Source organism: Bacillus cereus group sp. BfR-BA-01492, assembly GCF_022662815.1.
Classification (GTDB): domain Bacteria; phylum Bacillota; class Bacilli; order Bacillales; family Bacillaceae_G; genus Bacillus_A; species Bacillus_A cereus_BD.
The window spans coordinates 1-13,426 of record NZ_JAKUEH010000024.1; the positions used below are offsets into that span (position 1 = coordinate 1).

Genomic DNA, 13,426 nt, shown 5'->3' on the forward strand with positions numbered 1-13,426 from the left:
CATCTTTTTAAATTCTGCATTAAATTTCTTGTTTGCCATACGGACACTTCCTCCTTGAAATCCATTGTAAGGACTTAACTAAGTTGTGTCCATATGACTATACTAACTCCATTTCATAATAAAGAGGACAGCTTAAGGCTAAGAACTTTTTATAATACTGCCCTCTCTTGAGATCCATCACAATTCCTGTACTGTATCTATGCTTTACATTTATCTTCTTATGATGAACAACATGAACTTGAACCGCACGTTGAGCAGCCATTACTTGCCATTGATCCGCTTGTTGCCGCTGTCTCTGGTAACGCTGTCGCTTCACTAATTTCTACAAAGTCTAAATCCTCTATATCCGAAAATAATTCTTCTACTAATTTGTCTTTTTCATTTCTCATTGATTTCTCTCTCCTTCTTTTTTATTCCTTATGATGAACAACATGAACTTGAACCACACGTTGAGCAGCCATTACTTGCCATTGATCCACTTGTTGCCGCTGTCTCTGGTAACGCTGTCGCTTCACTAATTTCTACAAAGTCTAAATCCTCTATATCCGAAAATAATTCTTCTACTAATTTGTCTTTTTCATTTCCCATTGATTTCTCTCTCCCATTAATTTATTTTTTTAACTTTTTTTGAATAGCTATACCAAGAGTAATTAAAACAATTGAAACTCCAACTAAAATCATAATTTCTTTTGGATAATCTAACACTGAGTCATTTGTTGACCATACCCCTCTCATCATGGTTAAGCCATAAACAATTGGATTAAAAAGGTAAACCAGATTCTTTAAAAAAGTTGGAAACATCTCTGGCGGGAATGTTAACCCACCTAAGAAAATTTGAAAATAGAATATTAGTAATGAAACTGATTGATAGGTTACACTTTTATTTATAAAAGAAGTTAAAAAATACGTAATCGCAAATTGATACATATTAATGATTAAAAACACTATGATTACATTTGGTACATTTTCAAACGGAATCGAAATATTTTTTAACACTGAAGCAAATACAACTAATAATAACGATGCAACCAATTGAAAAATAAAAGTCGCGATGTAAAGACTAACAGAAACTGTCAAACCTGATATCCCTAACAACTTAAATTTCAATAAATTCCCTTGTTCTTTATAAACAATAAAATTTTGTCCAAATATCACCATAACACCATTAACTATAATAATTGGGATGTATGCTGGTACAAGTAGGTTTGTAAGCGCCATCTGTCCATCAACTGTATAGCCAGATAATAAATTACTAAAAATGAAAAACATAGCTATCGGTAAAGTGAATCCTAAAATTACGCTTTTAACATTTCTTAATAGTAGCTTAATTTGATAGCCTGATAGAACCAATAAATTATCCATTTAAGATCTCCCCATTCTTTACTAACTTGTAACCTAATATTTTTAGAAAAGCATCTTCAAAAGTATGATTTTTGATGGCTATATCATATCCACCTAATTGTTTTACTTTTTTATACATTTCCTCCTCTTTATCTCCTTTGTAATCTAAAGACAAAACATTTCCTTCATTTATAATTTTCCCACCAAACACTGCATAGAACTCTTCTCTATTATCTGCTCTAAATTCAATTTTTTTAGCTGAGTCAAATTCTTCATTTATGATATTAGAAACTGTTCCGATTTTTTCAATTTTTCCCTTATTTAAAATAACTACCTTATCCGCTAAATATTCAACTTCATCTAGAAAATGGCTAGTTAAAATAACAGTCATTCTCTTCTCTTGATTTAGCTTTTTAACATAGTTCCAAATTTGATGTCTTGACATTGCATCAAGACCTGTTGACAGTTCATCAAATATAACAAGTTCTGGATCTCCTATTAATGTTAAAAGAATTGATAATTTTTGCCTTTGACCACCAGATAAATCTTTAATATACATATTTTTAAAATTTGTAAATTCAAAATCCTGTAATAAACTTTCCAAATCAATAGAGCTTTTTAAAATTTTTTTGTATAACTTACACACTTCATATACTTTAGATTCTTGTTCATAACTTGACGATTGCATTTGATATCCTACTTTTTTGTATAAATCTTTCTTATCAAAACTAAACTCAATCCCCCCATCATAATCGATAATATTCATAATCGAATTGATTAAAGTTGTTTTCCCTGCACCATTATGTCCTAAAATTGCAACAATGCTTCCTTTCTCTACAAAAAAGCTAATATCTTTCAGAACTTGTTTTTTTCCATATTTCTTTGATAATTTTTTTAGTTTAACTACATTCATGTTAGCTCCTCCTCTCAAATTTAAAACACCGTTTTCGCAACTAGTTTCATATCTGGTAGCTTAAAATGAAAGAATCGATTAATTGGTAAAGCTGCATCTACATATAATTTTTGGTGTGTGTTATTTATTAAAAAGACTAGGTTATTTATTAATAGAGAATAAATTGTTAACATATTTGCATAAGATGGGATTACTTGCGAATCACTACTTTTACGTATATTAGTTTCAAGTTGCTCTTTAGGAAATTCAGCTAATGAAAAGATACAAGGCCCTAATGTCATTTCGGTTACCGAATAAGGAAGAATACAATCAAATCCATCTAGCATATCTGGATCAAAGTTTAAAAACTCCTTTTCTACAACCCCAATTATCCTTTTATTTACATTCTCGATAGTATCAACAACATGAAATCCATTATTTTCTAATATTGTGGAGAGTAGATTGTTTTTGTCCCCTAAGATATAGATACATGTATTTTCAAGTGACTCCCTATAATTCAATAAATCTTCTATTGGTGTTCCTGTTTGTTCACATAGTAAAAATACATTTCTAATATTCAATTCCTTACTTAACACCTTTGTATCTTTACTTAATAAAAATTTTTCCGGAACTGATTTAAAAATACTAATCAGAACCTTTCCTTCTTCTGAATCCCAATCTTTTAATTTGTTAATTTCAATTCCTTCATACATCATTTTTTGTAGTCTGGCATCATCTATTGATTCATTAACTTTGATTTTTGTTACACTTTTATTAAAAATATTTTCTATATAAATCGCATTATCTATATTTAATAATTTATTTTCTGCTTTTAATATAAGCTGCATCTATCCCACCACCATTACATATAATAAATCATACTCTTTTATATACTTTTTAAATTCTTCTTCATAAAATCCACCAATGCAAGTAGTATTCAAACCTAAATATTCCGCATATAGTGAAATATTTTGAGCCATATGACCAATTTCTTGATTTAGCAACCGATAAGATAATTCACCATATTTATCTTCTAATAATTGGTAGTCACTTGTAAAAAATATTTTTAATGGGAATTTAGCTAATTGGTTATCAATAACCACCTCATCTAAATAGTGCCCTGTATTCAAAGAATATTTTTCTAACATATGTTTGTATGGGTTATATCTATATATATCATCTTTAAAATCAGGAAGATCAATTGTTAAAAATAAAGTACACGGATACAATGCTCCTGGTGAAGGATACGCAAAGTAATTATTTTCACTATCTGTAATTCCCACAGAAAATAACAACAATTTTGATAGAATTTCTTTCGTAATATTTACCTCCGAACGAACCCTTCTCGTTCTTCTACGCTTTAAAATTTCTTCAATCTGTACTTTTGATGAATACTTTTGTAATGCAATCCCTTCGTATTTATCCCACTTCTTCGAACCTTTAACCTTTTTTATTTGAACTGATGTATAATTTCTTTTCGAAATTGAATGTTTATGAAAGTACTTCCTCAGCGAAGATCTATCAAAATCTGTATCCCACCAAGTCACTTCTTTACTTAATTTCATATGTCAGTTCCCTCATTTCACTGAGACTCTTTGCAATTTCATACTCTAATTCAGGATGTACTCCCAAACGATTGTTTGTCATATGAATATGCGATAAAACCACATGCAGCGGAAACTCTTTTAATTTTTTTAATGCTTCTAAATACTCACTATATGCTTTTTGAGGAACATTTAATTTTTTTAAATGATCTACCCTTTTTTTAATTAAATAATCTTTTTTTTCGGAATTATCACTATGGTTTGGTTGTTTATACATTTTCCACATTTCTTTATATATACTATACATGCTATTTGGAAGATCCAACTCTTTAATCGTCCAGAAAAGTAGATCAGTAGCAACTATTAATCTGTATCCAAAAGACAATGTATTTAACTTTAGTACTAGATTGCTACTCTGAGAAAAAATGTTTTCTGATATCTCCATACCTTCCCTTCCACCATATCTATCATATTCTGGTTCATAATTATCTTTCTCTACGGTACCATGCTGTTTCCAAAATACTGAACTTATATTTTCCCCTTTCAGCATTGTTTCATTATAAAAATTATCGTAATCGATTAATTTAATACTCTCTTTGGATATAAAATCTTCAATTGATTTTTGGAATTTCTCCCTAAAAAATTCATGGTTGAAAGATTGCTTATTATTCACCCTTAATCTAATATGTGGACCACCTAGCCAATATCTTATAAAAAACCAATTATTTTTATCAGGTATATTCTCCTCAATAAATTTTGGAAACTTCTCACTCATATATTTGTCTAACGCGTTATAATCATGAATATAAGCATGATAGGAAAACCACATGTCCATACACCTCTCTCATTTTATAAATACTCCCTAATCTGAGTTACAGGACTATTACATAAAACACCGATATAATTTATTTCCCATGTATTATCTAGCTCTAATATCTCTTTTAAATATTCATCGTTATGATTTTTCATTGGTCGAAAAGCATAACCTTTTTCTGCACTATGAAGGCAAAATGCTTGCATTAATTCCCCTGCAGAAATAATTGTAGGGATTAAACCATCTTTTTTAATTAATTTCTCGTTTGAATAACAAACTACAACTTTTGAATATGTTTGCAAATCAAAGAATTCATGATCATTATAAAGAATTTTACTAAAATCAACGTTAATATTTTGATTACTACCATTATCAAAAGTTATTTTCTCTTTCTCTACTATACAAAAATTGATCTCTGGATTTGTAATGCAGTTTTTAACTCTACCAATTGAGAGTACTGCTTCTCTCGTATTCAATTTATCAAATTGTTCAGATATATTAAAATTCCCTACCATTGTATGCGCCGAATTTCTTACCTTGTTATATGAAAATCCAATTTCATAATGCATCGGAATAAAACTACCTATTTCTTTTAGTTTAAAATGCTCAAGCAGTTGACTCACATATGCAGTTGGCTTTAATTCATTAAACGTTTTCAATGTCGCGATTCTTTTTTGTTTACTATCCACTTCAATTTCCAACTCTCCATTAGGCCTATCCATTTCAACTAAGAAAGAAGCATACGAAGAATCTAATGGTATATCCAATTGTTTTAATACTTCTGTAACATTAAATGATTTGTAACAACCATATTTATTTTCTAATAGGTTTAATGTATTTTTTACATTAAATAACACGTGTCCAGCATCCAAAATACTGAGATATAAGGCGAACTCACTATAATACCGTGAAATATTCAATAAATCTGAAAAACCGATTATGTATATCTTGTCCATTGAAAAATTATTTCCTATTATGTGATCATTAACTAAGAACAGTTCATCTTCATATAAATCATAGAATAATACCTTACTATTAACCCAAAATAATAGTTGACAAGAATGCATATTTCTTGTTGAAGGAGAATGATTATGTTCCTGATATCTACTTAAAATATCAAATCGATTTATCTTCAACGTATTTTTTATAATCTGTTTCAGAATTGTATTCAATTCCGTTTCTTTTTCAAGATTGACTCTTGCCCCTCCAGAAAAATATTGTTTTTTTATAAATGGAGTTAGGTGTGTTAAATGAGTCATATTGTATCTATCTTTTGAGTATCGTTTATAATATTGAAATTCTAATGAATTCACTATTTCACCTACTTTATGGAAATGGATGAGGAGTATTGATTGGTACTTTGAAATCTCCCTCTAATTTATTTATCCTCACTGCTTGTTCTAATCGATCCCTATTGATATTTTGGTATTGCATTCCAAATCCAATATTTTGTAATGTTGGTATATGAATTTTAGTACAACTCAACCCCATATCTCTTAAAAATGCATTGCTTAAATCCGAAATAAAAATTTCTTTGTGATTTTGAGTTATCCTATTTAATAATTCCTCTAATAATTCTCCTTGTGTAACTCTCCTCTCATTATCTGTTTGATAGCTTTGAATACTCAATACGATATCAGTGTGTTTCGGAGTATTTAAAGCAAATTCGAGGTGTTTCCTCATCTCCTTGGACGAAAATAAATATAGATGATCTTCTAATTTATTAACATTTAAATAGTTTCTTTTTAAGTTTAAAAGTTCACTCTCTGTATACTTTTTATACATATATGCCCTAAACACTTTAATTGAAGTAGCAGCTTCAATTAATGCTGATTTTATTGCAGCTATTGGATTAATATTGGCTCCAGCAGCTGTATAAAAAGCTAAGTTTTCATCATTATCTCCTTTATATTCAAGTAAAACCCAGTAAGCAGGAATTCTTGATTCTAAAGTAATATCAAATAGATGAACTTTGTAATCAATCATTTCTAAATATGCTAGCATTAGTTGAATATCCGTATCTGGATAACTCTCGATGTTATCTAGTTTAATTGGTGGTGATTTTGTATACCAATGGACAAGAAATGAATCTCTTTCAATAACCTCCATCAAAGATACGATTGCCGCTTCTTCCCACGTACTACCTATCGCTGTTCCATTCGAAGTTTCAGCTATATATCTTTCTTCACCACCATCTTTATAAAATTGTTCATTAGAAAAATAGATAATTTGTTCTGGAATCAATACTTCCTTTTTCTTGTTATAATCAAATGTAGATCTCCATCTAATTTTCTTTTCTGACGAATATTTATCAAATTCGAATGTTTTTAATTCATAATTTTCTTTTCCGTAATGATTAAATTTTTTCATCGGTAAATATTCCATATTTAATTTCTTCAATTCATCTTCACTCATAATAATTGTCTTTGAATCTTGTGGAGCTACTCCATGAAACCTCTCCAAAGCCTCTAAGATAGCTGTATAATAAGATTCATTGTAACTAGAAGCTCTGCCATATGCATCATAACTTCGCCTTCCTAATTTTGCATCAACAGCAATTAATGGCATGGAATCAGCAATTCCTCGATAATGTCCCTTAAATATACCAAATATCGGATGAATTAAACTGGAGTGATATACTAAAATCTTTTTCATAATTTCTTCAAATTTTGTTTTCCTGAAATTTTGATAACTAATTTTACTAGAATCACAACTTAAATGTTCTCTAGTATTTACCAAGGAATAGTCTAAAACACGCCTTTTCTCAAATGTTTTTGTAATTAAGTTGAAAGTATAGTATTTTTCATTATTAACCAGACTTTTTAAAACTTTAATTATTTCATAATCAATAAGTGCCATTTTTTCTTCATCAAAATCTTCAATCTCATAATCAGTATTATCTTGAATACGTTCTTTAATATAATGATGCCAAGAATACAATGTTGCTATAACAATCAACTCTCTAACCTTTTTTATAATAATTTTGCTATTCATTGTATTCACCTACATCAATTCTCCTAGCAGCAAATCCAAATTTTAAAAGCTCGTACTCATAGGTCCATGCCCATTCTTCATACCTAATGTTATTTTCTTTAAAAAGCCTTAAGGCTTTTTCAATGAAATGATTTTCATCTTCATTGAATGGAACGAATTCCTCTTGTAGATCTGTTAACTTAATTTTATGCTCTTTAAAATAATATGGTGTTTTTACATTAGCTTCAGAATTTAATTTATTGAAAATATAATTAATGACAGTCTTTTCGATTTGCTCTTCTAACCTAATTGTCTTTTGATTGTCACCAAATAGCTGCTGATCTTCAGTACCAATATATATTTTATACGCTCCTGAATATTCGAAACGTTCTATATATAAATTCACATCCGTTAAAAAATATTTATATGCCGATAACACTTTTATATTTCTCAATTGACTACTACTCATTTTAAAAATTGAACTCGGCTCTTCTAAGTGTTCTAAAAGCAGACACGCTTTTTTATAATAGTAATCTTTAGCTGTTGTAACTAACCACTGATTTCCAGTGTGTTTTGTTAAATATGATTGCAAAGTGAATGTTATTGTCTCAACGCTATTCTTTTCAAAATTCAATCCAGCAATTGAATATTCTTCATTATCTATAACATCTTTCATTCCATATGTTGAAAAACCAATTTGTTTTAATTCACCTAACTTTGTTAAATGATTCGATATTTGCAAATGAATTCTATTATTTAATAAATACTGTTCAAAATTATCGATTTGATCAATCGGTTCTATATCACTAACAATTAATGGGGTTTGTGATGTACTAATAACTTCGATTTCACCTTGTCTTGTCTCATTTTCAATGAATTTCCCATTTTCATTTATATAAAAGGTATCTTTCCCAAAACCAAGAATTTGTTTTAGGGTAAAAATGAAAATGTAGAATGCCCCCATGTTTCGTACCAAAGTATTGATTTCATTATCCAATAATTCATAATCTAGATAATCTACTACAGTTCCACAAATACCCGTATTAAATTTTTGAATAAATATATATTGTTGATCACCACTTAAGATATCTTCCTTTTTATCTGTAATGACGAAATCATTATTTTTAATTTCTTTTTTATCTCTATATATAAAAACTTTTATATTATTTGATTGAAATACTTGCGCAATATTAGGGAGCTTCATTACAAGTGTTTGAGCAATCGCGATATTAGATTTTTCAACTTTGCTGGCTGCTTCTTGCGAATTATATTGATTAGGCAAATATTGAGATAAAATTGGAAACCACTTTTGATTTTTATTTCGATCAATAGGATCATTTTCATAATAACTAAATAGCATACCGTGTTTTATAAGCAATTTCACTATTTTCAAACAACTTTTTCTGTTCTCCAACATAATGTTGGAGAACCATTCCCCATTTATTGTCTGAGTTAGTATCGTGGTAAGTAATTTATGCTCTTGATCATCAAGCTCAATCTTTAACGTTTTATAGCTTGTCTTTAACAGAGTAATATTCTTCTTTCTATATATCATTACATTCTCTCTGTTTAATAATTTTATTTCTTTACTCATTGTATCTCCCTCCCTTTTTTAAAATTTCACCTCTTTACTCACTGAACATCCTCTTTTTTAAAAATTTCAATGTCGTATTCTGTTGCAAATGTAGCATCATCACTTAAACATTCTTCAATATATAAGTTTTCATATTTAGTACCTGCATGTTTTTTCAATATCTCCTTTTCGAAAACTTTCAGTGAAATAGGGTTTAGTATATCTACAAAAAATGGTTTAAAATCAATAAGCTTAAATTCTTTATCAGATAAATCCCGCTTAGCAACAACAAAAAATTGTTTTTGTAATCCATGCTTTGTAAAATACAAGTTCAACCGTTTATGATATTCCATTGAACTTTCTACTTCTTTTTTATTTAAAAACTCTGCAGCACAACTTAAAGTAACTCTTCTTCTACTTAAAATAATATTATTTGCAAAAATCCTTGGGATTTTCTCTCCTCTAATTAAATCTGGAAATTTAAATGTCATCCTTCCAGAAGAAAATAGTTGTAGTAAGGTTGATATATAACCAGGCATTGCGGTAGGAATTAGAGATCCTCTAAATAAAATTTTCACACGCTTTCCACTATTTCCAGTATGAAATCTTATCGCATCCGTTTCTTTTTCAGCATCAATTGATAAACTCTCTACTTCTAAGTAATCTTTTGCAGCTTTTGAGAATCTTTTTCTTCCTGTTCCAACTGTTGTAACTAAATTATTTAACGTATATTCTTTTATATTTCCATTAAAACCAAAGTTTTCTGTGTACTCACTGTAATCTTGTTTTTTATAATAATGTTCTTCGAATTTTTTATAATTCTCATCACTAATCAGATATTCCTTAAAATAATCCATGAATCTTGCTTTGTATTTTTCTTGTCCATCATAAATTGCATTAATAATTATTTTGTCTCCATTTAGTTGCACGAAGAAGCTCGAAGATAGATCCGCTATATTATATATTTGCTCTGGAATTTTTTTATTATATTTTTCAATTAGTGAAATTATATTAACATCTTCTTTTCCATTACAAATTTCATTTAATTCTTTTATAAATTCCAATTTTAATTCATCTAAAAATTTGACCCATTTAGAAGTTGCGTTAAGATATCGATATACTGGTCTTGACCAATATGGAAGAATTTCTTTAGATGTATCAAATAATAATGTAAAAAAATCATTGTTCATTTTTTTTACATTATGTTCCTTCAGTTGTTTTCCAAGCTCTAACTGCATTCTAATATTCACATCAAATAGTAAAGACAATCTTTGAAGACTTTTAAGAACAGGTAAATTCTTTTCTAATCGAGAATAATCTAAATGAAACTCGTCTTTTACCACGCCATCTTCATAAAACAATCTACTTGGATCCATATAGATATCCCTAGTTTCAGAGTAACTGTTAAGAAGATCCGCCGTATCCTTATATAATTTGTTTCTATGGTGAATATTTATGGAACCTTGTAATTGATTCTTGATATTACTTAAAGATTGTAATATCTGTGAAAGCTCTTTATATTTTTCTGGGGATAAGTATTCATTTCCAACTTCCAGAATTTCCGAAATAAATTCAGTCTCATTTTTTTGAGAAAACCCAACAGTTGGTACTAATAATCCTATTTGTACATATTCTTTTATAAGATCTAACACCTGCTTTTCAGAGATTTTTTCTCCTTGAAAGACACCTAATAAATCTTTCACACTAATAACACTATTTACACTATGTTTCTTAAAAAATTCAGCTAATCTCCTAGGCATTCTTAATTTCTTCACAATTTCACTTGTCTCAAAAATTTTTTCACTTTTCCTATCATCACTGGTAGCCACAAAGCTAATGTAATTTTTTTGATTTTCTTTCTCAATAGATAAGGGAGGAATTTTGTAGGTTACTTTCTTGTAAAAATTATCCTCATTGAGCAAAAATTCAAAAATTACTCGATTTAAAAATGCATAGTTTATTTTTATAAATTTTTCATATTTAAAAACAGATCTATCATCCTCATAATCACTCTCAACTAAGTTAACTCTCCCTACCCTTGTTATTTCAGAGAATGGGCTAGTCTTCATAGCTGCTCTTGAAAGTACCTTATAAAGAGTATAATCGAGTTTTCTTTCTTTATTTTTATGTTCTTCTGGTGGCAATGCTAAATACTTATTTAATGTTTGATAAATTTTGGGTTGAATCATTAATAAGTTATTTTTTATTTCATTACTATTCTTTACTTCTTCATACATTTTTCTTCTGGCATTGTTATAGGTATTCTCATACAACATTTCATATTCAGTTTCATGATTCAGATAATTCATCCATAATTCATAAAACATTGTAAGTTCTCTCACTATATCTTCATTTAGCTTAGAAGTAACTTCAAATAATATTTTTTCAAACTTATTAAATCTTTCATTATATACGGCTCTTTTTATGTTTAGTAATTTATTATCTTTAGAGACTTCAATGAGTCTTTCTAATAGGTTAATTAATTTTTCTTTCGATTTATCAAATTGTTCCTTTAACTCTAATATTTTCTTTATTTGTTCTTCAAATTCAATTTTATTGTTTATCTCTACTGACTTTTTCTCAATTGAATTCGTCCTAATCAACACAAAAGGATTCAGTGTTTCCATTAGAAATACCTCATTTCTAAAACTTAAATTTTCATAAGGAGATTGCTATAATTTTCTTCTACATGTTTAATTGCACAGTATCCATAAAAATGTTTTTTTAACATTCCTTGTTCAAAAAATGGCAATGTAATATAGAATAGATTAATAATATTTCGATAAATTATCATCTCATCTGACATCATTAGTGCTTCCAAATCTCCTTTTTCAAGTAACAAATTGTGAAATGGATTGTCCATCTTTGAAATATGCTTTTTAAACATTTGATATTGAATATTTAAATCAAGGTTTTTGTCATCAATAAATTTTTCTTTTTTGAAATCAGCCCTCATATCATCACTAATAGTTTTCCATACTTCTTTCCATTCACTTAAAGCTGATTTAGTTTCTTGAGTATAATTTATAACTTCTTCTTTAAACAACTTGTTATATAAATCATCAAATCGTTCCTTAACATTTTCATCATGTCCTTCAAGTTTTAATCTTGAGAAAAAGCCCATAACATGAGATAGATAAGAAATGTATCCCTGAGTAATATTTCCGTTAAATAAAGTAGCAATATATAGAAACATTTCCGTAAATAATTTTGTACGTTCCTTCTCATTCATATCACTAATTTCTTTTAATAATTTATTATTAACAGGCTGGCTCAAAAATCTAAATCTATGAAATAATTGTCTGTGATATTCAGAGTTATAAACACCACTTTTTCCCTCTCCTATTTCTACTACCCCATCATCTTGCATCTCAATATTTTCAGCTGTTCTTAACTCAAGATCAATTAATCTCTTTTGTTCTTTTTCATATTTTCTCTTTATCGTTTCGATAACAACTGGATCTACACTATTTTCATTTTTATAATGTTCAACATATTGCTTTACTTGATCAGCAAGTCTTTCCTCTGATTCCTTTTCTCTTAATGTAATTAAAATGCTCGGCCCTTTTAACCAATCTGTATCTAAAAAATAATTACCTGATACTTCTTTCTCTAATACATTTTCGGCTAAACCTAACATTAATGGGGTTTTACTATTTTGATAATCATATACTCTCACTGGCACAATGAAACACTCCTATTTTTATATTTTGAATTTAAATACTAATATTTTTTATTTCCTACTCATTACCCTTCTTAGTTCTCCCTGTTTATTTCCTCTAAATTTCCTAAGTTGTTCTTCAATTTTTTTGTGTTTTCCTTTGTGACTACAGTATATCTCTAATACTTCTTATTTTTTTATTTTTATCTCTATTCACTTGATTTCCATCAAAATCGTTTTTACATAATATAAAAAAGACGATTTTGATGTCAAAATCGTCTTTACCCACTTAAAATAGTCTTCATTATAAGATGTGAAACAAGAAAAAAGCAACACTTTTAAGACTTCTGTTCCACCTTATGTTCTTCCCTTTTCTAATCCTAATTCTCTATTTACTTTCATGCACTTTTCTTCTGAAAAAATGTCCTTCATAAAACATGAGAGCAGCTAAGCTACATAGTAAAATCATTGGCACACTTGCCTTATATAAATCTGTAAAACTCTTCGCCATTTTCTTTTCTGCGTAACGCCTCACATCATTTAAAAATGTGAGGATTTCTTTTCTATTTCTTCTCTTCCTACTTCTCTATATTCTACTGGAACTTTATTTAATACTCCACTGACTTCA

At 28.6% G+C, this 13,426-nt stretch carries 13 protein-coding genes; all 13 read right to left on the reverse strand.

What is annotated here, in order from left to right; genetic code table 11:
• Window positions 1-218 precede the first annotated feature (218 nt).
• Entirely contained in the window at window positions 219-389 is a 171-nt protein-coding gene (locus MR063_RS19700) for a thiazolylpeptide-type bacteriocin (RefSeq protein WP_242200925.1), read from the reverse strand.
• Window positions 390-417: 28 nt separating this feature from the next.
• Window positions 418-588, reverse strand: a complete 171-nt coding sequence (locus MR063_RS19705; RefSeq protein WP_210351329.1) for a thiazolylpeptide-type bacteriocin — start codon at window positions 586-588, stop codon at window positions 418-420.
• A gap of 21 nt (window positions 589-609) precedes the next feature.
• Window positions 610-1,350 (reverse strand): ABC transporter permease, encoded by a 741-nt coding sequence (locus MR063_RS19710; protein WP_242200927.1) that lies wholly within the window; start codon window positions 1,348-1,350, stop codon window positions 610-612.
• A gap of 4 nt (window positions 1,351-1,354) precedes the next feature.
• Window positions 1,355-2,254 (reverse strand): ABC transporter ATP-binding protein, encoded by a 900-nt coding sequence (locus MR063_RS19715; protein ID WP_242200928.1) that lies wholly within the window; start codon window positions 2,252-2,254, stop codon window positions 1,355-1,357.
• A 20-nt stretch (window positions 2,255-2,274) separates the two neighbouring features.
• On the reverse strand, window positions 2,275-3,081 hold the full coding sequence (locus MR063_RS19720; protein WP_242200930.1) for a hypothetical protein: 807 nt from the start codon (window positions 3,079-3,081) through the stop codon (window positions 2,275-2,277).
• Complete coding sequence (locus tag MR063_RS19725) at window positions 3,082-3,798, reverse strand: SagB family peptide dehydrogenase (protein WP_242200931.1); 717 nt, start codon at window positions 3,796-3,798, stop codon at window positions 3,082-3,084.
• Window positions 3,785-4,612 (reverse strand): thiopeptide-type bacteriocin biosynthesis protein, encoded by an 828-nt coding sequence (locus MR063_RS19730; RefSeq protein WP_242200934.1) that lies wholly within the window; start codon window positions 4,610-4,612, stop codon window positions 3,785-3,787. The genes MR063_RS19725 and MR063_RS19730 overlap by 14 nt, the downstream gene beginning before the upstream one ends.
• Before the next feature lie 14 nt (window positions 4,613-4,626).
• Window positions 4,627-5,904 carry a hypothetical protein gene (locus MR063_RS19735; protein ID WP_242200935.1) on the reverse strand — a complete coding sequence of 426 codons (1,278 nt, stop codon included), beginning with the start codon at window positions 5,902-5,904 and terminating at the stop codon, window positions 4,627-4,629.
• Between the two features lie 13 nt (window positions 5,905-5,917).
• On the reverse strand, window positions 5,918-7,585 hold the full coding sequence (locus MR063_RS19740; protein ID WP_242200987.1) for a YcaO-like family protein: 1,668 nt from the start codon (window positions 7,583-7,585) through the stop codon (window positions 5,918-5,920).
• Window positions 7,578-9,158 (reverse strand): hypothetical protein, encoded by a 1,581-nt coding sequence (locus MR063_RS19745; protein ID WP_242200937.1) that lies wholly within the window; start codon window positions 9,156-9,158, stop codon window positions 7,578-7,580. Before MR063_RS19745 ends, MR063_RS19740 begins: the two co-directional genes overlap by 8 nt.
• Window positions 9,159-9,196: 38 nt before the next feature.
• Complete coding sequence (locus tag MR063_RS19750; protein WP_242200938.1) at window positions 9,197-11,764, reverse strand: hypothetical protein; 2,568 nt, start codon at window positions 11,762-11,764, stop codon at window positions 9,197-9,199.
• A gap of 23 nt (window positions 11,765-11,787) precedes the next feature.
• Window positions 11,788-12,822 carry a hypothetical protein gene (locus MR063_RS19755; protein WP_242200940.1) on the reverse strand — a complete coding sequence of 345 codons (1,035 nt, stop codon included), beginning with the start codon at window positions 12,820-12,822 and terminating at the stop codon, window positions 11,788-11,790.
• Between the two features lie 364 nt (window positions 12,823-13,186).
• On the reverse strand, window positions 13,187-13,333 hold the full coding sequence (locus tag MR063_RS19760) for a hypothetical protein (RefSeq protein WP_242200942.1): 147 nt from the start codon (window positions 13,331-13,333) through the stop codon (window positions 13,187-13,189).
• Between the last annotated feature and the right edge of the window lie 93 nt (window positions 13,334-13,426).

Coding starts and splice junctions, on each gene's coding strand:
- MR063_RS19700 (WP_242200925.1), bottom strand. CDS start 389: ATGAGAAATGAAAAAGACAAATTAGTAGAAGAATTATTTTCGGATATA.
- MR063_RS19705 (WP_210351329.1), bottom strand. CDS start 588: ATGGGAAATGAAAAAGACAAATTAGTAGAAGAATTATTTTCGGATATA.
- MR063_RS19715 (WP_242200928.1), bottom strand. CDS start 2,254: ATGAATGTAGTTAAACTAAAAAAATTATCAAAGAAATATGGAAAAAAA.
- MR063_RS19720 (WP_242200930.1), bottom strand. CDS start 3,081: ATGCAGCTTATATTAAAAGCAGAAAATAAATTATTAAATATAGATAAT.
- MR063_RS19725 (WP_242200931.1), bottom strand. CDS start 3,798: ATGAAATTAAGTAAAGAAGTGACTTGGTGGGATACAGATTTTGATAGA.
- MR063_RS19730 (WP_242200934.1), bottom strand. CDS start 4,612: ATGGACATGTGGTTTTCCTATCATGCTTATATTCATGATTATAACGCG.
- MR063_RS19740 (WP_242200987.1), bottom strand. CDS start 7,585: ATGAATAGCAAAATTATTATAAAAAAGGTTAGAGAGTTGATTGTTATA.
- MR063_RS19745 (WP_242200937.1), bottom strand. CDS start 9,158: ATGAGTAAAGAAATAAAATTATTAAACAGAGAGAATGTAATGATATAT.
- MR063_RS19750 (WP_242200938.1), bottom strand. CDS start 11,764: ATGGAAACACTGAATCCTTTTGTGTTGATTAGGACGAATTCAATTGAG.